This is a genomic window from Cognatundibacterium rivi, from assembly GCF_018139565.1.
GTDB lineage: Bacteria > Pseudomonadota > Gammaproteobacteria > Burkholderiales > Burkholderiaceae_D > Undibacterium > Undibacterium rivi.
Genome location: NZ_JAGSPK010000001.1, coordinates 423,364 through 449,225 on the forward strand (window position 1 = coordinate 423,364; position 25,862 = coordinate 449,225).

The window sequence follows — 25,862 nt, forward strand, 5'->3', positions numbered from 1 at the left end:
GAACAAGTTTGCGTCTTTCCTCATCCGTTGTCGTGTGTACTGTGCGGTGGCGGGGATTAATTTCTGTTTTTCTATTGAGTGAAATGATGAGTCAGGCAGACGCACGCGTATCCGTAGTGAGTATTTACAGGAAGTTTGATGACATTTATGTCCGGCAGTCTAAGGGGCGGTATACCAACTGGCGCTGGTTTTTTGTCTGGCTCACGCAATGTGTATTTTATTGTTCGCCGTGGATGAGCTGGAACGGGCGGCAGGCGGTGTTGTTTGATCTGGCGGCGCGTAAATTTTATCTGTTTGGTCTGGTGTTGTTCCCGCAGGATTTTATTTTTCTGGCGGTGTTGCTGATTATCTGCGCTTATTCCTTATTTCTGTTCACGGCCGTGACGGGGCGGGTCTGGTGTGGGTTTTCTTGTCCGCAAACGGTGTACACCGAGATTTTTATGTGGATAGAAAACAAGATCGAGGGGCCGCGCAGTGCGCGTATGCGGCTGGCGAAGCAGGCGATGAATCTGGAAAAATTCACCAAAAAATTCAGCAAGCATACGGTGTGGGGATTGGTTGCTCTCTGGACTGGCTTTACCTTCGTCGGCTATTTCATTCCTGTGCATTTGCTGGGTAGTGAAGTGCTGAGTTTTTCTTTGGGGCGCTGGGAAGCTTTCTGGATTTTGTTTTACGGCTTCGCGACTTATGGCAACGCCGGTTTCATGCGTGAGCAGATGTGCCGTTACTTGTGTCCGTATGCGCGCTTTCAGGGTTCGATGTTTGATAAAGATACGCTGGTGGTCAGTTACGACAAAGCGCGCGGCGAGCCACGGAATGTGTTGAATAAATCTGACCCTGTGATGATCGCGAAAGGCGGTTGTATCGATTGCTCTATGTGCGTGCAGGTTTGCCCGACGGGTATCGATATCCGCAACGGCTTGCAGCATGATTGCATCGGTTGCGCGGCCTGCGTCGATGCTTGCGACAGTGTGATGGATAAGATAGGCTCACCGCGCGGCCTGATTCGTTTCACGACGGAAAATGCAGTGCAAAATGGGCTGACGACCAGGCAGATCATGCGCAATATTCTGCGCCCACCGGTGCTTATTTATAGCCTGATTCTGATGTCGATGGTTGGCGCATTTGCGTATACGTTGACGACACATGTGCCGTTAAAAATGAATGTGATCCGTGATCGCGGTAATATGGGGCGGATAGTGAATGATGGCGCGGTAGAAAATGTGTATCGCCTGCATATCATGAATTCGGATGAGCGGGAGCATCGATATCAGATTCGTGTCAGCGGCATGCCGAATATCATGCTGGAAACCGCCAATGAAGTGACGCTGAGCCCGACAGAATCCAGGATCGTACCGGTCACGGTGCGGGTGCCGCACGGTGACGGTGTAAATGGCTCGAATCCTATTCATATCGAATTGCAGGCGCTGGATAATGAGCAGGTGCGCATTTCTGAGAAAGCGACGTTCTTCGTTCCACGCCAGTAGTCTGCTTAGTGTGCTTAGCGTGATTGTAGCGGTGATGTGCTGATGAATTAACGTCGCAATGCGCAGGCCAGCATCGCTGCAATTCAGGTATGACGTTGTTGAAAGATGGCTGTGCGGATAAAAAATATATGAAATTGTATGAGACTCTGGCGGAAGATATCGCCCAATCCATCCGCACCGGAGTGATGAAACTCGGCGATAAATTGCCATCGGTGCGTGAGACCAGCATCAGTCGCAGTGTCAGCCCGTCTACTGTTTTTGAAGCTTATTATTTACTGGAAGCACGCGGCCTGATACGAGCCAAAGAACGCAGTGGCTATTACGTGATTGCGGGCGCAAAAAAACTGCCGCCGGAACCGGAACGTGTTTCCAGCCCGGCCAGCAGTTCGACCGAAGTGGATGTCAGTCGGCTGGTATTTGATATTCTGGAAGCGTCCAAAATGCGCGATGTTGCGCCTTTTGGTTCGGCGTTTCCCAGCCCTTTATTATTTCCGTTTGATAAGCTCGCGAGTTCAATGACTGCCAGTATGCGGGTGATGGACCCGTGGAGCACGGTCGATGATCTGACGCCCGGCAGCATTCATCTGCGGCGGCAAATCGCCTTGCGTTATCTGGTCAGCGGTATGCATGTGCACACCGACGACATCATCATCACCAGCGGCGCGCTGGATGCGCTGAATTTGTGTCTGCTGGCGGTGACCAGGCCGGGCGACGCGGTGATTATTGAATCGCCCAGTTTTTACGGTGCTTTGCAGGCACTCGAACGTCTGGGCTTGAGAGCGATTGAAGTGCCGACGCATCCGCGCGAGGGTGTTGATCTGAATGCGCTGGCGCAGGCGATAGAACAGCATCAGCCGAAAGCATGCTGGCTGATGACGAATTTTCAGAATCCTCTCGGCAGCCAGATGCCGGACGAAAAAAAGCGCGCGCTGGTGGAACTGATTACCCGCTACGAATTGCCGCTGATCGAAGATGATGTGTATGCGGAATTGTATTTTGGCGAGCGTCGCCCGTTGCCAGCGAAAGCCTTTGATAGCAAAGGGCTGGTCATGCATTGTTCCTCGTTTTCTAAATCGCTGGCACCGGGGTTTCGTGTCGGCTGGGCGATGCCGGGGCGGTTCACCAGTGCGGTTGCCAGACATAAACTGACGACGACCTTATCGGCTTCCGTTCCGGCACAAGAGGCGCTGGCGGATTATCTGGCGAAGGGCCAGTTTGATCGCCATCTGCGGCAGTTGCGGCATGTATTATCGGTGCAGCAAAGTGCGGTGATCGAGGCGATAGCGCGTTATTTTCCGGCAGAGACAAAAGCGACGCGGCCGGGAGGCGGCTATTTTTCGTGGGTGGAATTGCCCGCACATGTGGATGCCTTGGAGGTGCATCGCCGCGCATTATCATTGGGCATCAGCGTTGCGCCGGGGCCGATGTTTTCTGCACAACGGCATTTCAAAAACTGTCTGCGTATCAATTATGGACATCGCTTTGATGCCCGCATGGATGCGGCCTTGCAGACATTGGGGAAATTAGTGATCAGCCTGATGTGAGCATCGCGGCAGCGACGACGGTGACTGCGATGAGTGACGCACGCAAGATCAGGGAAAATTCGAGCTCAGATAGGCAGGCACCATCGTTGAAACTTCAATAGAATACGGTGGCGGTATTTTCTGGTTATGCGAGTACAGGTTGCGCTGATAACCGACTGATCAATCATCACACTGAAATTTCTTCCATGAAGCTGTATACCTATTTCCGCAGCTCGGCTGCTTATCGTGTCCGCATTGCGCTGAATCTGAAACAACTGCCGTATGACGCCGTGGCTGTGCATTTGCTGCGCGATGGTGGGCAGCAGAAACAGGCAGATTACAAACAGAAAAGCCCGTTGGGCATCGTGCCCGCACTGGAGACTGAGCACGCGGTGCTCACGCAGTCACTGGCGATTATCGAATGGCTGGATGAAACTTATCCGCAGGTTGCCTTGTTACCGGACGATGCCGACGGACGCGCCCGCGTCAGAGCGATAGCGCAGACGATTGCCTGTGATATCCATCCTCTGAATAATTTGCGGGTACTGGCTTACCTGACAAAAAATATCGGCATCACTGAAGAACAGAAAAATGACTGGTACCGGCATTGGGTGAATGAGGGGCTGGCAGCGGTTGAGCAATTGCTGGCTAACGATCCGCGTACCGGTATTTTCTGCCACGGCGATACGCCGGGACTGGCGGATTGCTGCCTGATCCCGCAAGTATTCAATGCCCGCCGTTTTCAATGCCCGCTGGACGATTTACCCGTGATCAGCCGCATCGTTGCTGCCTGTGAATCGCTGCCAGCATTTCAGCTGGCATCACCGGCGCAGCAATTTGATGCGGAATAGTTTGCCCGTCATCGCTCAGGTCCAGAACAGGCGCTGGGCGGCAACGCTTGCCGCGCTTATGGTAATATATGAATTGTTTATGTTTCATATATAAGAAAAAGCCATGGGCATCGTAAAAATTTCCGAACAAATGCATGAGAATCTGCGTGTTGCCAGCAACGCGCTCTCCCGTTCTATCAACGCGCAGGCTGAACACTGGATGCGTATCGGCATGCTGGCCGAAATCTACCCAGATCTGGATCATCGCGATATCTGTCAGTTACTGATTCGTGCCGAACAGGCCGGGGGCTTCGATCTGGCGACCTTGTCGTCTATCCGTACAGCCGGGCCGGGTACAGGCACCGTAGTCGGAGGTGTGCAATGAGAGGCGCTAAAGTCAAAATTCACACGCCGGACGAAATTGCGATGTCACGCGCCGCTGGCAAACTGGCAGCCGCTGTACTCGATATGATCACACCGCATGTCAAACCCGGCGTCAGTACCGAAGACCTGGATAAGCTCTGCCACGATTACATCGTCAATGAATTGCAGGCGATTCCGGCCAATATCGGCTATCACGGTTTTCCGAAAACGATTTGTGCTTCGGTGAATCACGTGGTTTGTCATGGCATTCCATCGACGACAAAAATTCTGAAAAAAGGCGACATCGTTAACATCGACGTGGCCGTGATCAAAGACGGCTGGTTTGGCGATACCAGCCGCATGTATTTTGCCGGCGAACCTAACCCACAGGCGCGCCGTCTGGTGAATACAACTTATGAGGCCTTGCGGGCGGGGATCATGCAGGTGCGTCCGGGGGCGACACTGGGCGATGTCGGCCATGCGATACAAAGCATTGCGCATCGCGATGGTTTCAGTGTGGTGCGTGAATACTGCGGTCACGGTATCGGCAAAATTTATCATGATGAACCGCAGGTGCTGCATTATGGCAAACGCGGCGAAGGTCTGCGCCTCGAAGAAGGCATGATATTCACGATAGAACCGATGATCAATGCCGGCAAACGTGGTGTCAAAGAATTGCAGGATGGCTGGACTGTGGTGACACAGGATCATTCCTTGTCAGCGCAATGGGAGCACATGGTGGTCGTGACTGCCAACGGTTTTGAAGTGCTGACACCGTGGCCAGACGGCACCGGTTCTTACGAAGCGATTGCCTGATTGGCATAAGATCAACCCCGTGTGCCAGATGGTGGCGCGCGGTTGTTGTCTCGATGTTCACGATTTTTTCGGATAGCTGCGCTGTTATCCACACGACATGACGTCATCAGCGGCTCGGGTAACAGACAGACCGCTGATGTCAGCTTATCAACCGACAGGCGCGCTGGCAATGGGTTTCCGGCTGATTGCCTGGCCTGCACGAACCACACTTCCTTGAGCATATTCTGACTCGGGATATGCTTTCTCCTCAGACACAGATGACGTATTTTTTCCTGTGACAACTTCTTTTGCAGATTGTGACTGCATTGGTACAACTTAATTTTGCCTTAAGTTTTACTGCACATACTTTTGCCGACAGTCTGATCAGTTCTCTTTCGATCTGCTGTGTTAGTCACATTCACAACATAAGACAAAAGGAGAATCCAACATGATCAGGTCTTCAGGTTTTACTCGCCAATGGCAATCCCGAATTCAATTAATGACGACCAGCGCTGGTGCGTTGCTTGTGCTGACCGCTTGCGGTGGTGGCGGTAGCAGCGCATCGGTGTCATCCCCGCCTCAGGCAACAGTTAATCCTTCGCTTGCAGTGAGTACCTATACCGGGCCGGTGGCGGGTCTTGGTTCTATCATTGTGAATGGCGTTCGCTTTGAAACTGTCGGCGCATTTGTGCATGATGGTGATGATCCGTATGGTTCGGCGAAATATCAATCGGTGATCGGGCTTGGCACGACGGTCGCGGTGGCGGGAAATGTAGATGAAAAAAGCGCTGCTGGCAGCGCTGCAGATATCCGTATTGTGGGTGGATTGCGCGGAAAAATTACCGCGATTGATCTGCAACTTGGCACGTTGCAGCTGAACGCTCAGTTGGTGAAGATTACGAACAATACGGTGTTCGATGGCAATACAACGTCACTTGCCGGGTTACTGGTCGGTAATCAGATTGAGGTATATGGCCTGCCTCAGACCGATGGCAGTTTTGTTGCAACACGGATCGAGTCTTATACAGAAACATCCGGCGCATTCAATGGTGTTGCAGTACGCGGAATCGTTGCATCAACAACTGCGGGCGATGACAGTTTTACGCTGGCCAATGGCATCAGCGTTTCTTATAGCGCTGACAAAGTTGTTCCTAAGGGTGCGTTGATCCGGGTTGGCTCTGACGTCCGGATTATTTCCGCTGCGGCACCTGTCAGTGGCAAACTCCTTGCAACGAAAGTGCTGGTATTGGGCGCCGGTGAGCTGACTTCCGGTAGTTCTACATATACCATTGGCAGCATCGTTAAAATTAAAGGCATTGTTGATTCGGTGAGCGGCAGCAGCATGGTCGTCTCTGGTACCAAAGTTGACATTGGTAATTTGCCTGCTCCGGCAATTGGTGCTGTGGTTGAGGTGAAAGGTAGCCTGTCGTCGACCGGTACTATTGTTGCCAGCCAGATTGAGCTCGAGGGTAATGGCCGCAGCGTGGACGTATTGGGCGTCAATGGTCAGGTTACTTATACTGGTAACTACAAGCAGGAACTGTACGGCATAGTAGGGAATTATGTGTCTCTCTCCAGCTTTACGGTACAGGGCGTACAGGTCGATGCAAGTAAAGCCCGCTTTGAGTATGGCGTCAGCAATCTGGCGAACAATAGTTATGTCGAGATCAAAGGCAATCTGGTGAACGGCATACTGGTGGCGACGAAGGTGGAGCTGAAAGGAGCAACGACCGGTATTTCAACCGGAACCGGTAATAGCAGCGATTTGTCGAGTGGCAATCGTAACTTTGAAATTTATGCGACTCTGAACTGCACCAGCTACCCCGCAACTTGCTCGTTGACTGGCAGCTCGGTATTGAACGCAAATTTGTCGGCAGCCCGTTGGGAAGATGGTGGTCAGTATGTGAATGGGATGTATGTCGAGGCGAAAGGTTATCTTGATGCGAAAGGTGTTTTCCAGGTCATCAAGATCGAAGCTAAGAAAAAGCGCTAAAAAAAACGCTGTAACTTTATCTGTATTAAAACTGCCTTAGCACTGAAAACAGATCGCCCGACTATACATCGGGCGATCTGTTTTTTTTCTTAATGAGAGTGTGCCGTGTTGCTGGTTGTGCCTGGGGCGAAACGATCCAGAACGTGGCTGGTCATGCCCTTGGCTAATTCTTCTTCACCAAAGAATACGGAACCGATGCCCTCGTTATGCAACAGGACCGATTCTTCTTCGTTGTGGGTACGCAGAATGATTTCGATGGCCGGATTGAGCGTGCGTGCCGTTTCCGCCATTTGGCGGACGTTGATCGTATCCGGTGTTGCCACTACCAGCATCGCTGCATTGGCGATATGTGCCTGAATCAGCACAGCCGGATCACCTGCATTGCCTGACACGGCGGCGCGGCCATTTTTACGCAAATCTTCCACCACTTCGCGGTTTTGTTCTGCCACAACGTAAGGAATACCGCGTTCATCCAATGCTTTTGCAATGCGTCTGCCGACACGACCGTAACCGACCAGCACCACTTGTCCTTCCAGATATTTACGCTCGGTCGTCATCGGCAATTCGGCGTAAGGATCGAGATTCACTTCCAGGCGACGTGCCAGTGCTGAGCGATCCAGTATCCAGCGGCGGAACGGTGATATCGCGGTAAAGACGAAGGAATTCAGTGCGATAGAAATCAGTGCACCGGCCAGAATCAGATTGACGCCTTCGGCCGGTAACAAGCCGATGGATTTTCCGAGCCCGGCCAGAATGAACGAAAATTCACCGATCTGGGCGAGGCTGGCAGCAATTGTCAGCGCTGTATTCAGCGGATATTTAAAGACCAGTACCAGCGTGGCCGCCGGGATGGAGTTACCCAGCAGGATAATCGTCACCACGCCAAGTACATGCAGTGGTTTATCAACCAGCACCGACGGATCAAACAGCATACCGACCGAGACGAAAAACAGTACTGAGAATGCGTCACGTAAAGGGAGCGATTCTTCTGCCGCACGATGGCTGAATTCAGATTCGCGCATGACCGAACCCGCAAAAAATGCACCGAGTGCGAATGACACTTTGAATAATTCGGCCGCACCATAGGCGATACCAATCGCCGTCGCAATGACGGACAGCGTGAACAATTCACGTGAACCGGTGCGCGCAACCTGCCACAGCATCCACGGCAGCAGGCGTCGTCCAACGACCAGCATCAGCACAATAAATGCGGTGACTTGCAGCAGTGTCTGACCGATTGTTGACCACAAAGAACTGCTGTTGGCGACTGCAGTATGACTGCCGAGTATGCCAGCCAATGCAGGTAGCAACACCAATACCATGACGGTCACCAGATCCTGAACCACCAGCCAGCCCACTGCGATCTTGCCATTCATGGTATCGAGCAGATTGCGAGCTTCTAATGACTTCAGCAACACTACTGTACTGGCGCAGGATAAGGACAAGCCGAATACCAGCGCCGCCCCAAATGACCAGCCCCACCACGAGGCAAGCCCGATACCAAGTAAAGCGGCACATCCCATCTGCACGATGGCTCCCGGCACCGCGAGACGTTTGACCGCAAGCAGGTCGGCAGGAGAAAAATGCAAGCCCACGCCGAACATCAGCAACATGATGCCGATTTCCGAAAGCTGCGAAGCGATATTGACGTCGGCAACAAAGCCTGGCGACGCCGGTCCGATAATGATGCCCGCGACAAGATAACCAACTAAGGCGGGTACTTTAATCCGTTCAGCGATGAAGCCAAGAATGAGTGCGACGCCAAAAGCGGCCGCGACAGTGGTGATCAGAGATACGCCGTGATCCATTCAATCCCTTTCTTCAGACAGCCCGGTGAGCATGACTGATAATGTTACTGAGGTGATACCAGTGCAGGCACTGGCGCAGAAGCTTTCCTGGTCACTGCCGTGACTGGCAAGACGGTACGCAGCATGTGCGTGGAAAGTTAGTGTATCGCAGAGCGTGTGGTTACCATTCGATCAAACTCAATGGTGGTGTCTGCGTGTGAATTTTTTCTATGATACTTTGCTATGCCTGTTTCAGACAAGCAATCAGCGTCTATTCAGAAAAATGAAACGATTGAAGTGATTGCGTTCGCAGTCGTCGCATACAAACGGCGTGAGCTGAAATGCGGTTGGAAGTGAGGATGACCAGCCTGATTGCAGCAGTTCGTCTATCTGCAAATGCTCAGGCCGGTTATTCATTTTATTCGGGCTTGCTGATCTGTACTGTATGATCCCGGTCCGGGCGCTTCCACGGATCGATGTGTGTCATCAGGTTCAGTACGCGGTGGCGTAACATTACACGTTGTCGGGCTTCAACAGCAATGTCGTGTCCTTCCTCCACCGTAATCGTTGCATCGACTTCTATGTGTGCATCGACCACGATCATGTCGCCCATCTTGCGGGTGTGCACATCATGCACGTCAATCACTCCCGGGGTTTCGAGTAGCGTCTGACGTATTGCCTGTACTTCCTGATCATCGGCAGCGCGATCCATCAGATCATGCAGCGCTTCCCAGCTGAATTCCCAGCCCATCTTCGCTACCATAAAGCCGACAATCAAAGCCGCAATCGGGTCAAGAATAGGGTAACCAGCCAGATTGCCGATAATACCCAAGGCGACTACCAGCGAAGACGCTGCGTCTGAGCGGGCGTGCCAGGCATTGGCCACCAGCATGCTGGATTTCACTTTTTGCGCAATGGCCAGCATGTAACGGAATAACAGCTCTTTGGAAATCAACGCGCTGCCAGCAACCCACAAAGCAATGCTGTGCACCTGAGGCACGCTTTCCGGTGATTCCAGCTTTCTGAATGCCGACCATAACATACCGATACCAACGGCTAACAATAACATCCCAAGAATCAGCGACGCTGCTGTTTCAAAACGCTGATGTCCATAAGGATGATCTTCGTCCGCATCTTTTTTACTGTGATGACTGGCAAACAGAACGACGAAGTCGGCCACCAGATCGGATAGCGAGTGGATGCCGTCAGCAATCAACGCCTGAGATTTTCCGAATATACCGACGCTGATTTGCAGCGTGGTCAGCGCAAGATTAACTACAACGCTGGTCCAGGTGCTGCGTGCAGCAGCGGCGTTGCGTTCCGTCGCAGTTTTATAGTCATCTTCTGTGTCGTCATGCGTATCGTTGTGCATATTGTTGTGGATCATCATAAATTTGATTGGACATTTCCTGAGCTGATCAGCATCGCACGGATGAAACTCTCAATGAAATGGCGTTCTGTAAAAATACTATTTTTAATAGGATAAACGATCTGTCTTCTGGGTAAATTCAGCAGCGTGGATATCTTGCTGTATCTGACTTCCGATCAGAGATGATCTGGCAAGGGTAAGGCAAAGTTTTCGTCTCTGAACATACGCGCACAAACAGCAACATATTCAGCATCTAACTGTTTACCTGCAAGCAGTTCAATTTCATGCAGTGCTTTTTCTATACCTAAGGCCTGTCGATAAGGCCGATACGAGGCCATCGCTTCGACGATATCAGCGATCGCCAGTACGCGTGCTTCCGGCAGGATTTCATTTCCCTGCAATCCACGCGGATAGCCGGAACCATCTATTTTTTCGTGATGCTGATAAACAATTTCTGCAACAGGCCACGGGAATGGTATGTCTTTCAGTATCGTGTAGCCAGTGTACGGATGTTCGCTCATCAATAGAAACTCAGCATCACTCAGGCGCTTCGGTTTGGTCAGAATTTCAATCGGAATTGCAATTTTTCCTATGTCATGCACGACTGCTGCCATTTGCAGTGCTTGCAAACGATCGCTACTCCAGCCCAGCCGCTGCGCAATGCCACAGGCAATCACAGAGACCCTGTCCTGATGACCTGACGTATACGGGTCACGATTTTCCATTGTTTTTGCCATCGCACGGATTGCCGCGCCCAGGGCATTCGACAAGTTCAACTGTGCTGCTTCACGCTGCTGTCGTTCGCTATCGATGACGGCATTCTGAGCAAATTTATTCAGACCGTGCGCAATTTCTCCCGCCAGATGCTCGAATAATTCCAGCATGGTTTTACCGAAGGTTTCAGGTTCTGATGAGTAAACCGTTAAGGCACCATGTTGATCGTGTTGATACTTAAATGGAACGGCAACGCTGGCACGAATGTTTTCCTGCTTTGCTTTTTTACTCCATGGTGTAAAGCCTGGACTGGTTTCAGCATCTTTCATCATCTGGGTAAGTCCACTTCGTATCGCCAGCCCGGTCGGGCCTTGTCCCCACGGACTGTTTTCTGCCCAACTGACCGACAAATCAGTCAGATAGTTTTTGCTGCAACCGGATCCGGCTGCAATACGCACACGTTTGTCTGCTGTGTTTTCGGCGATACCAACCCAGGCAAGAACGTAGCGATGTTCGTGCGTTAAGGCTTCGCATACCAACTGCATTAATTCTTCTGCTGAACTCGCCTGGGACAGTGCCAGCGCGGCGCTGGCATACGCTGATAATTCCCACTTTTTTGCCGCCAGTTCGCATTCTGTATCAGCGATGGTTTGCAGATTTCTGAAACTGCCTATCAGCTGGTAACTACCCTGGTTTTCAAACGTCGTTGCCAGTGAGACTTCCACTGGTATCAGTTGCATCGTTTTTGTCTGTATATATAGATCTTTGAGAACAGCAGGTGTTGATACAGTGAGCAGTGTCGTGCGCAGGGAACTGCGCTCGTTTTCTGGAAACAACAACTGATATGACATGCCTATTAATTCTGCCCGATCATATCCGGTCAGTAATTCACTTGCCCGGTTCACATCAAGCAACTGACCAGAAGCCATATCTATTGCAAACAGGGGAAACATTGAGTGATTCCAGGCCATCGTATGTAAGTCTTCATTATTTGCCGCATTTTTTACATCGGCCAAAGAGATGTCCATATTTGAATAATCACTAATTTTATTGAATAACATGCAGAGCTTTGTGACCGATATCCGTTATCTGATCCCGAAAGGAGATGGATATAACGCGTCACACAGGGGTGTCCGCATTGTAATAGATATGGCGGTAATTAACTAAATCCGCGGGATGACAATTATTGTTAACGATGATTCCGGGGCAGGCGAATGTCTGCTGAAACAGCGGCGGTAGTGAGCACCATGAGTGTGCAGAAATGATCAAATATAAAAAAAGCCCGCAGTCATAAGAGTGCGGGCTGTTCTGGTTAGTGTTGAGTTCGTCGTATTGAATCTAAGTGTTTCGGCAACAGATTCGGATCTTCGTAGACCAGATTTCGTGGCCTGTCGCTCATCGTATCTTTACGGACAATTTCTTTGACCGGCTGCATTGTCGGCAATACTGCACCGGAATTCACACCTTGGAAAGTACGCGCTAATGGCAACACCAGATTATCCCAGTCGTTGTAATCCTTGAGCACTCTCAGGCTTGTCGTTGTATCGGGATTGTGGATGTTGTACGCAAATGTGCCGCTCGTCTGGCTATTGCTGTTGTCCCAATCCGCATAAGCGCCAGCAACTGCGCCACGGCCGATATTCAGAGATTCGTTCAGGTTATTTTCATCCAGATCGATACTGCTGCCGTTCGAATAATCCATGATAAAGCTGTTACCGCAAGGCGAATTATCGATATTGCAGATGTTCAGACCACTAGCCTTGGCGTAGGTTTTGTTGGTCAGATAAAAACGGTTGGCTGCCTGAGTACTACTTGGGTTTGCGCTTAAGCCTGGGAAACTATACATGTAGTTCATGATGCTGTAATAGTTGGGCTTGTAATTGTTGCTTTCATTGCCGCCATGTGAAAGGCCCAGGTTATGACCAAACTCATGCATCAGCGTTGCAGCTTGGGCATTAATCAGATAGGTGACTTGTGTGCCGGCAGTGGTTTTGAAGCCGCAATTCCCTAATGTGATAATAAAATCATTGCCATTGACTTCACCCAGGCCGCTGGAACCGCAACTGCCATCTACTTGCTGAGACTGACCCATAATGACGTAATGGAAAATCAGCTTACGGCGTACATCAAGGTTAGCCCGTTTTACATCGTACAGATTGGTACAGCCTGAGGTCGTGACCTTGTCATATTCCATTACCAGACACGGTGTGTAAGGTACGGATTTACCACCACCGAGGTTGAATGCTCCCGGATTGATGGTCGCGGAGAATAAATTACCTGCATCGATATGCAAGGCAATTTTTTTCCTGCCGGCACTGTAGACTTTATTGGCAAAAGTATCGACCAGTTTTTGCGCTGCTTCCGGGCGCAGAATGATGCCAGGATCATTGCTGTTCATACTGTCAATTTGCATGAACACATCACGTTGACCCGGGCGAGCACCCATGGCGTAGAGATCCAGCCCGGCAAAAGTTTTACCATTGATTTTTGCACTGTCAGGAATGCCGTCGCCATCAGAGTCAACCACGCCGACACCGACATCATTCGGGCCTGCTGGAGTAGCAAAGTTCACCGAAGACCAGTCCGAGCCGGTATTGGTATCCGTCATTCCGGACGCAGCAAGGCGGACAATAGAGTAGCCATACTGGTTCTTATCAAAAGGAAGCGCTGGTGCATTGGCGCCTGTCCACGCGCTGGCAGTTGTTGGACTAGCATTGTTGTTACCAAAACGAACGACATCAGCGGTCTGACCACCTTTGATCAGCTCCAGGAAGCCAGAAGATGTCCAGAAAGGTTTTTGTGCGCTGTTGCCAACATAGACAATCTGTTTGCTATCGACCGGGTTATCCACGGTTCTGCTTGAGACTACCAGATACGATTTTGGTGGAATAGTAACTGACGGCATTGGGAAAGTCGTCGGCGTTGAATAAATCGATCCCTGATCCAGATAGGTGCTACGCAATGTATAGTCGGCCAGATTAATACTAGTAGTTGCATTCGGGTTATAGACTTCGAACCATGTGGAACCGTTACTGTAATAGTCGGAAGAGACTTCAGAAATCAGCAGATTTTTTGCTGTTTCCGCTGCGACAGGCTCTGTGTTAAAGACAAAACGCTGCACATTGATTTTGTTGCCATTTGTGAGTGTCATGACGCCAGTGGTATTGCTGGTCATCTCGAAGCTGACCACGCCCGGGCCGTTTGGCGAGAGTGATGCTGCCTTATAGCCACCAAACATGGATTGACCGTTAGAGTAAGATTCCAGAGCGCCACTGATCAGATTCGGCGCCAGTAATTTTGCGCTGCTGACATACCATGTAGGTAAGCCATTGTCCTGGTACATGAAACTGCCAATGAATGCTTGTGCTCCTTGTGCTTCGATAAAGAAACCACGACCGCTTTCATCAGGATTCCACCACCAGCCACTCTGAAACTGGTCAGTAGACGGCTGGAATGCGGTCGGTGTTGAAATCGGAAAAGCCTGAAGCGCGATCACCGTTGTCGCATTGCTGCCAGAACTGGTGACGCTTAACTGGCCGGTTGTGCTGCTGTCGAAAGAGGCGGTTGCCGTTGCGTAGGTCGTCGGTTGCGCTTGTTTATAAGTGCCCAGCAGCGACTGACCACCGGTATAGCGCAGGAAATCGCCACGGTAACTACCATCAGCCTGTTGATTCATGGTGCTGACATACCAGGTTGATTCCCCCGTTGTTTCATACATGAAACCGGCAACGAACAACTGGCTACCCTGACGTTCAATCGCAAAACCCCGGCCACCTTCCGCCGGATTCCAGAACCATCCGGTTCTGGGTTGAACATAGTTTGCAGCCATCGCTTGCACGGAATTTCCGGCGGCGTTGTTGCTTTTGGTTGAACTTGTGTCCGGCGTACTGCCGCCACAAGCAGCCAGCGTGGCGATCAGCACGCTGCACACGAAAGACTTAAGTAAATGACTGAGCATAATGTGTCTACTTTGATTTAAGAATAAGCTAAGTTCTGGTAGCGGATGTGATTTCGTACTCTGATCCACGCTTGAATCTTAGTTTTTACAAAAAAGGGTGTTACGGGCAGAAACAGAGGAAGTATTGTTCAACATCTGTCTTTATTCAATCCCGAATTCAGTTGATACAAGGTATGAATTTTAAAGAAGTATGAATCTTTGCATGACCTTGACTCAGATGAAGGAATTTTTACACATTTTACATTGTTGAGATCAAAAAAGTTGCATATTGATAATAACCGCAGATATTTCAGATGCTGCGAACTTTATTGTGTTTTTTTATACACAAAAACGGTGTTCTTTGCCTGATAGCTCAAATGAAAGAATAGATAAATTCAACGCGATCTGGCACCCAAATCCGGCATTGTATGAACGATCCTGCGTCATGGCATAGAATCATGCCCTCAGCTCAGGAAAGTATATGAAACGCAATCTGCATCTCCTCCTCATTGACCCGCAAAATGATTTTTGTGATGTTCCCGCCGATTATCTGACGATCGATCCTGTCAGCCGACGAAGCCTCACTCCCGCTTTACCTGTGGCGGGGGCGCATGCCGATATGTTGCGAATTGCAGAGCTCATAGAACGTGCTGGTGCAGGTTTGTCTGACATCAGTATCACACTGGATTCCCATCATAGGTATGACATCGCACATCCGCCTTTCTGGATGGATGCCAGCGGAAACGCGATTGCACCGTTTACCGTGATTTCCGCGCAGGATGTCAGGGCCGGGCGCTATCTGCCACGGCAATCGCAATCACTGCCACGCACACTCGCGTATCTGGAAAGTCTGGAAACAAACGGGCGGTATCAACTGATGGTGTGGCCGGTGCATTGCGAAATCGGTAGCTGGGGACATAATGTTCATGCGGATGTGCGAACAGCTTATGGTCGTTGGGAAGAGACGGGCAGTCGCGTTGCGATGAAGCTGATCAAAGGCAGCAATCCCTGGACTGAACATTATTCCGCGGTGATGGCAGAAGTTCCGGACCCGCAAGACCCTGCAACCCAGCTGAACCGCAGCTTTATCGACAGGCTGGCCAGTGCTGATCAGATCTATATTGCGGGTGAGGCGGGCAGCCACTGCGTCAAAGCGACGACAGAACACATCGTTGAACACTTTGACCCAACGCAGTTATCAAAGCTGGTATTGCTGAGTGACTGCATCAGCCCGGTAGCAGGGTTTGAGGCGCAATATGCCGGTTTCCTTCACGATATGCAGCAACGCGGTGTGCAGATTGCCACCGCAGCCGATGTATTGTCCGATTTAATCGCGAATCAGGCGCGCTGAATGTCATTCACCAGCATCATGCTGGTGTCGATCAATTACTGTAAAGAACTTCAAATGAAGCCAGTTGTACAAAGCTTGCTGGAAACCGATTTATATAAATTCACGATGTGGCAGGCTTTGCTGCACAGTCATCCGAATACGCAGACCGAATACGCGTTTGTGTGCAGAAACACGCCAATTTATCCGTTGGCGGAATTAAAAGACGATGTTGAGCGTGAGCTTGATCATTTGTGTTCATTACAGTTCACCGAAGATGAACTCGATTATTTACGGTCCTTACGCTTCATCAAAAGTGACTTTACCGATTTTCTGGCTCTGTTTCATTTTCAGCGCAAGTTCATCAAAGTCAGTACCAATGGCGAGCAGCTGGAGATTGTCGCCACAGGTCCGCAGGTACATGTTTCGGCTTTCGAGATTTTTGTGCTGCACATCGTCAATGAATTGTACTTCCGCCGTTTGCAAACCGATGCAACGTTGCCGGAAGCAAGGCGGCGACTGGCTGCAAAGCTTTCACAATTACAGGCGTTTGCGCAGGAACCAAAAAAATTCCATCCTTTTGAGTTTTCTGATTTTGGCGTGCGCCGCCGTTTTTCCGGAGCCTGGCATGATGAAGTCATCACTACGCTGGCGCGCGAAGTACCGGAATTTTTCAAAGGCACATCGAACGTCTATCTGGCTAAAAAACATCACCTCGTACCGATGGGAACGATGGCGCATGAATACTTGCAGTCGTATCAGTCTTTTGGTGTGCGCTTGCGCGATTTTCAGAAAGCGGCGCTGGAAGACTGGGTGCAGGAGTATCGCGGCGATCTCGGTATTGCATTAACCGATGTCGTTGGTATGGATGCTTTTCTTGCTGACTTTGATCTGTATTTCGCCAAGTTGTTTGATGGTTTGCGGCATGATTCCGGCGACCCTATAGTTTGGGGAGAAAAGGCTTTGGCGCATTACGCGAAACTCAGAATCGATGGTAAAACCAAGCGTCTGGTGTTTTCCGACGCACTCGATTTTGATACGGCGTTCAGAATTTACCGCCACTTTGCTGATCGTACGATGCCTGCCTTTGGCATCGGTACCAACCTGACCAACGATACAGGAATCCCACCGTTGAATATCGTCATGAAGCTCATGTCATGCAATGGTCAGCCAGTTGCCAAGTTATCGGATTCCGCCGGTAAAACGCTCTGCACAGACGAGACCTTTCTGGCTTACCTGCGGCAGGTATTTCATCATCCTGCAATCTGAGGATGTCACTATGCATCATATTGACGTTGCTGTCCTGATTGGACGTTTTCAGCCATTCCATCAAGGTCATGCCAGTTTATTGACGCTTGCGCTGTCGAACGCGGACAAGGTGATCGTTGTGCTCGGCTCGGCGTTTTGCGCCAGAAGTGTCAGGAACCCGTTCACCTGGCAAGAACGGGCGGCGATGATCAGTGCAAGTTTGTCTGAGGCCGATCAGGCGCGTGTCAGTTTTATTCCGGTGCGTGATTACTACGATGATCTGCGCTGGGCCAATGCCGTGCAGAACAAGCTTGCGCAAGCCATTGCCGGGCGGGGTGATGCGGCTTTGCAGATCGCGCTGATCGGCTATGTAAAAGATGCATCCAGCTATTATTTGCAGCACTTCCCACAATGGCAATGGATAGAGGCAGAGCGGGTTGTCGCAACAGACGCGACGCAGATACGGCAGCACTTGTTTGCAGCGGAAGATATACCGGCGACCTTGGATGCGGTAGCAGCGTTCCTGCCCTTGTCTGTACTACGTTTTATCCGTGAGTGGGTGTTGACACCTGACTACGCTGGGCTGCGGCAAGAGCACTGGCAACTGCAGAAGTACCAGGATGTCTGGAAAGCCGCGCCGTATCCGCCGGTATTTTGTACCGTGGATGCCGTGGTGAAAGTTGCCGACCATATTTTATTGGTGCAACGCGGAGGGTTTCCGGGCAAAGGTTTATGGGCCTTACCGGGTGGTTTCCTTGATCAGCAGGAACTTTTACTGCAAGGTGCGATCCGAGAATTAATCGAAGAGACGAATCTTGCGGTATCCGAACCGGAGCTCGAAAAGGCGCTGGTTGATGTCAGGGTATTTGATCACCCGGCCCGCAGTCAGCGCGGACGCACGATTACGCATGCGCATTTCTTTGATCTGCCATCGACAACATTGCCCGGGATTGTTGCTGCCGACGATGCTGCGCGGGCGGCATGGTTTCCGGTGAGCGCATTGTGTGCAATGGAAGAGCAGTTTTTTGATGATCATTTCCATATTCTTGATCAATTTTTACAACTGATCTCGGCAGGAAATTAATTGATGCGGGGCAGCTTGCCCTTTTTTTTAAGGTGAAATGTGATTAAGATTTTTTCTCAACAAGGCTTTATCCGGGCGGTTTGCGCGGCATTGGTCATTGGTGTTACAGGCTGCGTACAACCGGTAAAGCAAACGCCGGTTTCTGCTGCGACTGCGCAGTCAGCACGGCCGCCGGTGATTCTGGTATCGATCGATGGCTTTAAGCCTGAATACCTGCAACGCGGCGTCACGCCGAATCTGAATGCCTTAATTGCAGACGGTGTGCGTGCAGAAAAGATGCTGCCCTCATTTCCTTCGATTACCTTTCCTAATCATTACACGCTGGTGACGGGCTTGCGGCCTGATCATCACGGTATTGTTGGCAATACGATGATAGATCCGGCAATTCCCGGTGTCCGTTTCAGTCTGGGTAACCGCGATGCCGTCATCGATCGTCGTTGGTGGGATCAGGCCGAGCCGGTCTGGGTGACCGCAGAAAAAAATGGTGTCCGTGCTGCCACTATGTTCTGGCCAGGCTCAGAAGCCGACATTCATGGCATACGGCCGACAGAGTGGCGCGTATTTGACGGTAATTTACCCCCAGAAAAACGCGTTGATACGCTGCTCGGCTGGATCAATCAGCCAGCAGAAAAAAGAGCGGGCTTTCTGACCTTGTATTTTGATGACGTGGATCATGCAGGCCATGAATTCGGGCCGGATGATCAGCACACCACAGACGCTGTTGCCAGCGTTGACGTGGCGATCGGCCGTCTGATGGCCGGTCTGCGCTCGCGTCAGGTGCATGCCAATATTGTAGTGGTGTCGGATCACGGGATGGCCGCCACCAGTGCAGAGCGGGTTATTTATCTGAATAAAATCCTGCCATCTTCGATTTTTAAGGTGGTGACAGCAGGAACCTACGCCGGCATTGAAGTCGCCCCCGGACAAGAGACGCTTGTACAGCAACAGCTGTTGAAAAAACATGAACATATGGAATGCTGGAAGAAAGCCGATATCCCTGCGCGCTACCACTTTGGCAGCAATGCCCGAGTGCCATCCATCGTTTGTCTGGCGGACGTAGGTTGGCTGATTTTTGGTGAGGAAAATATCAAAAACCGTACGAACGGCGGCGCGCATGGTTACGACAATACGGCACCGGAAATGGCGGCGACTTTCGTTGCCAATGGGCCAGCATTCAAAAAAAATACAGTGATTCCCGCGTTTGACAACGTTGATGTATATCCTTTGCTGATGAAGCTGATCGGCGTTCCCGCCTTACCTTCGGATGGAAGTGAAAAATCAACCGCAGCAGCGCTGAATTAAGAGTTGATTACAGTGTTCCGGAGTGCGGTCATCTGACCGTGCTCCGTTTCTTTTTCACTTCCCGTTTTTCTAGCCGACTTCAGCCTGAATTTGGCTGTCTGTGGTGATGGCTTTCATCCTGTTCAGATACTTGAGCAAAATTCTGTAAGTATCACGATCAAAACGCGGTTTGCCGCGTGTCAGCAAATCCTGAATATCCGCTTCACTCTTCGCCTTGCCCAGATAGCACCAAGCTTCGATCACATGATGGACATTGCCTTCTTTGAGTATCGCGGGGCCAGAGAATGGCCATGCCTTTAATTTCATTGCCCCGAGCGCCTCTGCCAGCCGCAGATTATGTTGCAGTGGCGATTCTGCGCCGACGCATGCTCCCTTGCATTGCTTCAGTTGGCGCGCAAAACAAGGCTTGCCTGCGCCGCCTTTTTCTAATCCCAGCGTGGCGGCACATAGTTGAAATTGCTTCACTGCCTGCAATAAAAATTCGCGGGCGCTGGCGCCGCTTTTAAACAGACCATATAACTGCTCTTGTCTGCCGAGATCCAGATCACGGGCGTAAACGAGTTGTGGTTGTAACAGGCCGCTACCCATATCCTTCAGACGCCACGAGCAGAATTCTGTGTTGCGGCGTAACTGACGATTCAGCGTCGGCTGCATTTCTTTGACCAGTCTGGCTTCGGTAATCAGTGCGTCAATTTCACCCTCGCACTCTATCCACTCGATATCACGCACCTGCTGCGAGATGCTCATTTCTTTGGCAATCGCATGATCCGAAGAAAAATGCGATAACACCCGCTGGCGCAGGGTATTACTTTTGCCAACATAAATTGGCAATCTGTTTTCTCCAAAAAACAGATAGACGCCATAGCCTTTTGGCAGTTGCTCCACAATATCCGCATCCAGATGCGGTGGCAGACTGGGGCGTGCTGTTTGTTCTTGTACCGCCGCCTGCAAGGTTTGCGCGGGCAAAGTCGTCTGTAGATCGCACCAGAACTGGTAAATCGCATCGGCATCGGTCAAGGCGCGATGCCTGTCACCAGCGCTGATCTGATGGCGCTCGATCAGACAATCCAGATTGTGTTTGGCAAATTGCGGAAACAACTGGCGCGATAGTTTCAGCGTACACAGCACCGTCGCTCTGAAAGTGAGACCAAGGCGCTTGAATTCATTTTTCAAAAATCCATAGTCAAAGCGCGCGTTATGCGCAACGAAGATATGTCCTTGCAGGCGTTGCAAAACGTCCTCTGCAATATTGGCAAACACAGGCTGATCAGCGACCATCGCATTACTGATGCCAGTCAGTTGCTCAACAAAGGGCGGTATTACTGCTTCGGGGTTTAATAGTTGTGACCAGCGTTCTGTGTGCTCGCCGTCGAACGTGACGATAGCGATCTCAGTGATACGGTCGCGGGTTGCGATGGTGCCTGTGGTTTCCAGGTCGACGAAGGCAAGAGGGCTTGCAAGTAGGCTCAAAATCTGACTCAGTTGGTGCGTATATAGCCCGCCATTGTATAGGGGATCAGCGCTTTCTGATGTGACCTGAACTGTGTAGCTCGTCTTTCGTATTTCCGATGCCACTCACGCAGGTAAGTGCAGAATTAATGAGCCTGATGCAACAGATCGTCTGATTTTGATATTCGACAGTGCCGGATTATCGGACAATGCATGGAAAATCTCTCACAAAAACATCATGTCAACTACTTCTCAGCCAGCTGATTTTCCAACGTTGCCAACGGCGCCGGATGCGCTGGTTGATGCGTTTGGTCAGGTTCATACCGGAAAATTTGCCGGAGCCGTCTCTGTGATTGACTGGTCTGCGCTTGCGGCGCCTTTCCGGCGCGGTGTCGTATGGCGACGCTTTCATCACAAGCACTGGCAGTATGCTGCACTGGTGACGGATCAGATATTCTGCGGGATCGCGATTGTGGATGTTGGCTGGACCAATACCGCATTCGCTTATGTGTTTGATCGCCAGCAAAAAAAGCTGTTGGCAGAATTTTCGCAGGATGGCATACCCGGGCTGACTGCGTATCTGAATTCGCACCCGACTATCGGCGCTGAAAGCTGGTTTCGTTTTCCCGGGCAGCGGCTACATTTTCATCATCAGCCCGCCAACAATGCTTACCGTATTCAGGTGTCGTTTCGCGATTGCCAGATCGACGCTGAATTACATTTGGCTGATGCCGCACCAGAATTACTGGCGGTTGGCAACGTCATCGGTGGCAGTGTGCATGCCACAGTCAAATCTGGCGGAATGTGCTTGAGCGGAGAGGTGAACGTCGGACAACATTGTTTCAGCCTTGCCGGTGGCTGTGGCAGTGTTGATCACAGCAATGGTTTTCTGGCGCGTGAAACACGCTGGTTATGGGCGTCGGCACACAGTCTGGAGATGGGGTTCAATCTACAATCCGGCTATTTCGGCGATCAGGAAAATGCTTTGTGGCTGGACGGGCAACTGATTTCTCTGAGCAGCGCTCACTTTGAATATGACTCTGCGAATGTGCTGGCACCGTGGCATATCCACACCAGCGATGGCTTACTGGATTTGTATTTTCAACCGGAAGGTGTGCGCAGTGAAAACAAGAATCTGCTGATTGCCGCGAGTCGCTATCAACAACCGGTGGGACGCTTCAGCGGCTGGGTCAAGGCGCATGCAGATGCCAGCCCACGACCTGTCAGCCAGTTAGCAGGCGTGACGGAGGAACATTTCGCACGTTGGTAAATTTTCTTGATCAGAGTCAATGCAGCGTCGGCGCGGGTGCTGATTTGTGCCATTCACGCCGCTTGAAGCTGAGGCAAACGGGTTTTCTGCCAAAAGTTTGATCTGTCCGGTATGAGGCTGAGATTCTTCATGCTACAAGACAGTTTTACTTACTTATCTTCATTTTTGCCATGTTAACCCTCACGCTCAGTGAATTTTCTCTCGATGATTTTTTAGCTAATTACTGGCAGCAAAAACCGGTACTGATACGTCAGGGCTTTCCTGCATTCAGCGATCTGATCTCACCGAATGAGCTGGCGGGGCTGGCATGTGAGTCGCAGATAGATTCTCGTCTGATTTACAGACAATCCGGAAAATGGCAGGCCGAAAATGGCCCGTTTGAAAGTTACGAACATCTTGGTGAGCGCGACTGGACGCTGGTGGTGCAGGCGGTTGATCACTGGTCGCCGGAAGTCGCCAGCCTGGTAAGGGCATTTTCCTTCATCCCGAAATGGCGACTCGATGATGTGATGATCAGCTTTGCCGCGCCGGGCGGTGGTGTCGGGCCGCACATCGATTTGTATGATGTGTTTATCTGTCAGGGCTCAGGCAGCCGTCGCTGGCGCGTCGGTGATCGCGGTAACCATCGTCAATTCGCTGCGCACGCCGCTTTATTACATACCGATCCTTTCGAGCCCATGATAGACGCGGTGCTGACTGCGGGTGATATTCTCTATATTCCACCCGGTTTTCCACATGATGGCGTGTCACTTGAGAGTTCCATGAGTTTTTCAGTGGGCTTTCGCAGCAAATCAGCCAGCGATATGCTGAGTGGATTGGCGGACTATCTGATCGACAATGAACTCGGTGGCACCCTGATCAGTGATCCGCAACGCCGTATGCATCAGCATCAGGGGCATATTAACGCTGGTGACTTTGCACTGATTAAACAGCAAATGCAGACGATACTGAATGATGACGAAATCATGATGAATTTTGTCGGCTGCCATTTATCGAAAACCAAATGCGAACTCGATTTACAGGTGCTGGATTTCCCTATCAATGAAACCGAGTTACGCAAGAATTTGCAGCAAACCGATCTGATTCGCACAGGTGGCTTGCGTTGTTTCTATCTTGACGACAGCATCAGTCAGGGGATTTGCTATGTCAACGGCGAGCGGTATGAATTTGGCGCAGATTGCAGTGCGACCGTGCTGGCGCTGTGCGATGAAGACAGTCTCAGTCAGGCTGCGTTGGAACAAGGTTTGCAGCACGCCGCTTTCGTCAAAGCGCTGACGCAATGGGTGAATGACGGTTATTGGTATTTCTGAAGAGCGCGTTGATTTGTATCCAGAGTACCAGTATTGATGCGGCTGACAGCAGTATTGTGCGCTGTCAGCCGCATCAATATTGAGAGTAGATCATGAAAATGTTGATAGTCAGCATAGTCAATATAGTTGGCTTAGGTACTCAATCAAGACCCGCTCGGACTAAAACAGGGTACCTTTTGTTGACGGACTGAGCTTATAAAAAAACGCCAGTGTTTTCTGATTGCGAGTCAGGAGAGCACTGGCGTTTAGCGTTGGAGCAGGTGTTACTTATTCAGGCAATGCGTCAGGTAAGGCGATCTTGTTATCGGTGCTGAACTGATAGTCACGGAACACATGTTCGGCGCTCAGGATCTCGTAAGTGCCATCCGCCAGTTTGCGCGTAGTGTCTTTCAGACGATACGTGGTCTGACCGCAAGTCCAGCAATTGAAGTTACGCATGTGGGTACACAGGCAGGTCTTGTCCATGACGGAGATTTTTTTTGCATCTGGATGCAGCGCAACTTCACGGTTGTATGACGTGATGTAAGCGCAATTGCCATTCGCATCCAGCAGATAACCATACGACTCACAGCCAGGGCGAATGCCATCGCCAATTGCTGGCGTATTTTTTAGCATACGCATAGGGTAGCCGGTCGGTGAAATATGATTGACTTCAATATCTTCTTCGCTGGCTTTGAAGTATTCCTGCTTGACACTATCCGGCAAACCGCATTCTTTCGTCACCGTGAAACGGGTTGCCACCTGTACGCCGGAGGCACCGTTTTCGAGGAAGGAAACGGCATCGCTGCCGGTAAAAATACCGCCCGCTGCAATGATAGGAATATCCAGTTGTTCCGCTTTCAGATACTCAGACACTTCGGTCACTATCGTCTGTAAATCGAATGCGGCCCAGTCATCACCAAAACCCAGATGACCACCCGCCAACGGACCTTCAACGATCACGTAGTCAGGCAGACGGTCTAATTTTGCGTTCTTCCGCAGGAATAACTGCAAGGCGCGGACTGACGAGACGATGATGCCGAGCTTGGCTTCACGGAAACGCGGGTGATCTGCCATCAGACCGAAGGAGCTCAGATGCAGACCAGCGCTCAGCGTGATGCCGTCAATACCCGCATCCAGTGCTGCTTCCAGACGCACTTTCAGCGTTTCACGCGGGCCGTTCATGGTCAGCTTTTCCATGCAGTTCACAAAGATCATGCCCGAGCCTTGTTTGGCTTCCATCGTACGACCAATGTGCAGACGTGTCGCCGCTGCCAGATCCTCAAGATTGAATTTGATATTCGTCTTGTCGGTATTGTTGATGTTGTATTTGTAGAATTTGGTTTTTTCCTTGATGTAGCTGGTACCAAAGCGGCGATCCGACACATCATGCACCAGTGCGTCAGAAATATGGCCGATACCACCCAGACGGGCGGCAACTAACGCCAGCTCCGCAGTCGAAATATCGACACCCATCCCGCCTATCATGATGGGAACCAGTTCATCTTTGCCTAACTTCAGGCGGAAATCATCTACTCGTTTCATTGCAATCCTTGACACATTGAGCTGTAAGTCGCACCCGATGGCGAAATCTCGTTACTGAGTGAGGCTGTTATTCAACATAAGTTTGTCAAATATGTTCACAAAGCTATTTTATAAAATAACAGCGCCCCAGATTGTAAGCCAGGCTAGCTATGCGCTGTGAATAATTTCGTCTCGCAAATCTTCACATTTATGCCTAAAAAAACAGCAAATTTAAGTGCAAAAAAATTGTCATTAGCATCATTTTTATGATTTTGCATACAGCTAGACGACAAAGGGAGGGAAATAATCTGAATTAAGCTATTTTTCTTTTACACAGGTATTAATAAAAACATCATTTTTATTTTTTCTGTTCCCGGAAAATAATTGTCGTCAGCTTTATTTTTTTGCAGCTTGTTGATATCCCTCAAATTCGTACTACCGCGTAGTGGTTTTATTGACGCCTCAATGTGCCTGACGACTGTTTCAGGGACATGACAAATGCGGCTCGCGCGTAACATTGTCGCATTAGCCGACACTTTTTGCAGAAGGCACACAGGCCGCAGGCATAACG

The 25,862-nt window shown here is 50.6% G+C and carries 18 protein-coding genes; 12 read left to right on the forward strand and 6 right to left on the reverse strand.

Annotation, left to right across the window (positions count from 1 at the left end; genetic code table 11):
* Positions 1-86 precede the first annotated feature (86 nt).
* The 6 genes from ccoG (at position 87) to KDM87_RS01900 (ending at position 6,991) form a co-directional block, all read left to right on the forward strand.
* Positions 87-1,487, forward strand: a complete 1,401-nt coding sequence (ccoG, locus tag KDM87_RS01875) for a cytochrome c oxidase accessory protein CcoG (RefSeq protein WP_212677920.1) — start codon at positions 87-89, stop codon at positions 1,485-1,487.
* Positions 1,488-1,615: 128 nt separating this feature from the next.
* Positions 1,616-3,031 (forward strand): aminotransferase-like domain-containing protein, encoded by a 1,416-nt coding sequence (locus tag KDM87_RS01880; protein ID WP_212677526.1) that lies wholly within the window; start codon positions 1,616-1,618, stop codon positions 3,029-3,031.
* Between the two features lie 185 nt (positions 3,032-3,216).
* Positions 3,217-3,861 carry a maleylacetoacetate isomerase gene (gene maiA, locus KDM87_RS01885; RefSeq protein WP_212677527.1) on the forward strand — a complete coding sequence of 215 codons (645 nt, stop codon included), beginning with the start codon at positions 3,217-3,219 and terminating at the stop codon, positions 3,859-3,861.
* A 103-nt stretch (positions 3,862-3,964) separates the two neighbouring features.
* The gene (locus KDM87_RS01890) at positions 3,965-4,225 is read left to right on the forward strand and encodes a ParD-like family protein (RefSeq protein ID WP_212677528.1); all 261 of its coding nucleotides are present in this window, start codon (positions 3,965-3,967) and stop codon (positions 4,223-4,225) included.
* Positions 4,222-5,019, forward strand: coding sequence for a type I methionyl aminopeptidase (gene map / locus KDM87_RS01895; RefSeq protein ID WP_212677529.1), 798 nt, complete (start codon positions 4,222-4,224; stop codon positions 5,017-5,019). Before KDM87_RS01890 ends, map begins: the two co-directional genes overlap by 4 nt.
* 427 nt (positions 5,020-5,446) lie before the next feature.
* Positions 5,447-6,991, forward strand: coding sequence for a DUF5666 domain-containing protein (locus tag KDM87_RS01900; RefSeq protein ID WP_212677530.1), 1,545 nt, complete (start codon positions 5,447-5,449; stop codon positions 6,989-6,991).
* 89 nt (positions 6,992-7,080) lie between these two features.
* Here the strand turns inward: KDM87_RS01900 and KDM87_RS01905 are convergent, their stop codons facing one another.
* From KDM87_RS01905 to KDM87_RS01920, 4 genes are all read right to left on the reverse strand, one after another.
* Entirely contained in the window at positions 7,081-8,799 is a 1,719-nt protein-coding gene (locus KDM87_RS01905) for a cation:proton antiporter domain-containing protein (protein ID WP_212677531.1), read from the reverse strand.
* A 397-nt stretch (positions 8,800-9,196) separates the two neighbouring features.
* A complete protein-coding gene (locus KDM87_RS01910; RefSeq protein WP_212677921.1) occupies positions 9,197-10,150 on the reverse strand; it encodes a cation diffusion facilitator family transporter in 954 nt (317 codons plus the stop codon).
* Positions 10,151-10,323: 173 nt separating this feature from the next.
* The gene (locus KDM87_RS01915) at positions 10,324-11,922 is read right to left on the reverse strand and encodes an HD domain-containing phosphohydrolase (RefSeq protein ID WP_212677532.1); all 1,599 of its coding nucleotides are present in this window, start codon (positions 11,920-11,922) and stop codon (positions 10,324-10,326) included.
* Between the two features lie 251 nt (positions 11,923-12,173).
* Positions 12,174-14,819 carry a hypothetical protein gene (locus tag KDM87_RS01920; RefSeq protein ID WP_212677533.1) on the reverse strand — a complete coding sequence of 882 codons (2,646 nt, stop codon included), beginning with the start codon at positions 14,817-14,819 and terminating at the stop codon, positions 12,174-12,176.
* Positions 14,820-15,279: 460 nt separating this feature from the next.
* Between KDM87_RS01920 and KDM87_RS01925 the strand changes: the two genes are divergently transcribed.
* From KDM87_RS01925 to KDM87_RS01940, 4 genes are read left to right on the forward strand one after another with little or no spacing between them, the layout of a single operon-like run.
* Complete coding sequence (locus KDM87_RS01925; RefSeq protein WP_212677534.1) at positions 15,280-16,149, forward strand: cysteine hydrolase family protein; 870 nt, start codon at positions 15,280-15,282, stop codon at positions 16,147-16,149.
* Positions 16,150-16,203: 54 nt separating this feature from the next.
* Complete coding sequence (gene pncB / locus KDM87_RS01930) at positions 16,204-17,394, forward strand: nicotinate phosphoribosyltransferase (protein WP_212677922.1); 1,191 nt, start codon at positions 16,204-16,206, stop codon at positions 17,392-17,394.
* 10 nt (positions 17,395-17,404) lie between these two features.
* Complete coding sequence (locus KDM87_RS01935; RefSeq protein ID WP_212677535.1) at positions 17,405-18,457, forward strand: bifunctional nicotinamide-nucleotide adenylyltransferase/Nudix hydroxylase; 1,053 nt, start codon at positions 17,405-17,407, stop codon at positions 18,455-18,457.
* Between the two features lie 39 nt (positions 18,458-18,496).
* Complete coding sequence (locus KDM87_RS01940; RefSeq protein ID WP_212677536.1) at positions 18,497-19,759, forward strand: alkaline phosphatase family protein; 1,263 nt, start codon at positions 18,497-18,499, stop codon at positions 19,757-19,759.
* A 69-nt stretch (positions 19,760-19,828) separates the two neighbouring features.
* Here KDM87_RS01940 and KDM87_RS01945 read toward each other — a convergent pair whose 3' ends face one another.
* The gene (locus KDM87_RS01945; protein WP_230407540.1) at positions 19,829-21,229 is read right to left on the reverse strand and encodes a 3'-5' exonuclease family protein; all 1,401 of its coding nucleotides are present in this window, start codon (positions 21,227-21,229) and stop codon (positions 19,829-19,831) included.
* A gap of 217 nt (positions 21,230-21,446) precedes the next feature.
* Here KDM87_RS01945 and KDM87_RS01950 point away from each other — a divergent pair, with 217 nt between their 5' ends.
* The gene (locus KDM87_RS01950; protein WP_212677537.1) at positions 21,447-22,478 is read left to right on the forward strand and encodes a DUF2804 domain-containing protein; all 1,032 of its coding nucleotides are present in this window, start codon (positions 21,447-21,449) and stop codon (positions 22,476-22,478) included.
* A 170-nt stretch (positions 22,479-22,648) separates the two neighbouring features.
* Complete coding sequence (locus KDM87_RS01955) at positions 22,649-23,788, forward strand: cupin domain-containing protein (RefSeq protein WP_212677538.1); 1,140 nt, start codon at positions 22,649-22,651, stop codon at positions 23,786-23,788.
* Positions 23,789-24,055: 267 nt separating this feature from the next.
* Here KDM87_RS01955 and KDM87_RS01960 read toward each other — a convergent pair whose 3' ends face one another.
* Positions 24,056-25,312, reverse strand: a complete 1,257-nt coding sequence (locus KDM87_RS01960) for a nitronate monooxygenase (protein ID WP_212677539.1) — start codon at positions 25,310-25,312, stop codon at positions 24,056-24,058.
* Positions 25,313-25,862: the final 550 nt, after the last annotated feature.

What these genes read in the sequence shown, in the direction of transcription:
- KDM87_RS01935 (WP_212677535.1), top strand. Translation starts at nt 17,405, where the DNA reads ATGCATCATATTGACGTTGCTGTCCTGATTGGACGTTTTCAGCCATTC.
- KDM87_RS01955 (WP_212677538.1), top strand. Translation starts at nt 22,649, where the DNA reads ATGTTAACCCTCACGCTCAGTGAATTTTCTCTCGATGATTTTTTAGCT.
- KDM87_RS01900 (WP_212677530.1), top strand. Translation starts at nt 5,447, where the DNA reads ATGATCAGGTCTTCAGGTTTTACTCGCCAATGGCAATCCCGAATTCAA.
- KDM87_RS01905 (WP_212677531.1), bottom strand. Translation starts at nt 8,799, where the DNA reads ATGGATCACGGCGTATCTCTGATCACCACTGTCGCGGCCGCTTTTGGC.
- maiA (WP_212677527.1), top strand. Translation starts at nt 3,217, where the DNA reads ATGAAGCTGTATACCTATTTCCGCAGCTCGGCTGCTTATCGTGTCCGC.
- KDM87_RS01925 (WP_212677534.1), top strand. Translation starts at nt 15,280, where the DNA reads ATGAAACGCAATCTGCATCTCCTCCTCATTGACCCGCAAAATGATTTT.
- KDM87_RS01960 (WP_212677539.1), bottom strand. Translation starts at nt 25,312, where the DNA reads ATGAAACGAGTAGATGATTTCCGCCTGAAGTTAGGCAAAGATGAACTG.
- ccoG (WP_212677920.1), top strand. Translation starts at nt 87, where the DNA reads ATGAGTCAGGCAGACGCACGCGTATCCGTAGTGAGTATTTACAGGAAG.
- KDM87_RS01950 (WP_212677537.1), top strand. Translation starts at nt 21,447, where the DNA reads ATGTCAACTACTTCTCAGCCAGCTGATTTTCCAACGTTGCCAACGGCG.
- KDM87_RS01915 (WP_212677532.1), bottom strand. Translation starts at nt 11,922, where the DNA reads ATGTTATTCAATAAAATTAGTGATTATTCAAATATGGACATCTCTTTG.
- KDM87_RS01890 (WP_212677528.1), top strand. Translation starts at nt 3,965, where the DNA reads ATGGGCATCGTAAAAATTTCCGAACAAATGCATGAGAATCTGCGTGTT.
- pncB (WP_212677922.1), top strand. Translation starts at nt 16,204, where the DNA reads ATGAAGCCAGTTGTACAAAGCTTGCTGGAAACCGATTTATATAAATTC.
- KDM87_RS01920 (WP_212677533.1), bottom strand. Translation starts at nt 14,819, where the DNA reads ATGCTCAGTCATTTACTTAAGTCTTTCGTGTGCAGCGTGCTGATCGCC.
- map (WP_212677529.1), top strand. Translation starts at nt 4,222, where the DNA reads ATGAGAGGCGCTAAAGTCAAAATTCACACGCCGGACGAAATTGCGATG.
- KDM87_RS01880 (WP_212677526.1), top strand. Translation starts at nt 1,616, where the DNA reads ATGAAATTGTATGAGACTCTGGCGGAAGATATCGCCCAATCCATCCGC.
- KDM87_RS01910 (WP_212677921.1), bottom strand. Translation starts at nt 10,150, where the DNA reads ATGCACAACGATACGCATGACGACACAGAAGATGACTATAAAACTGCG.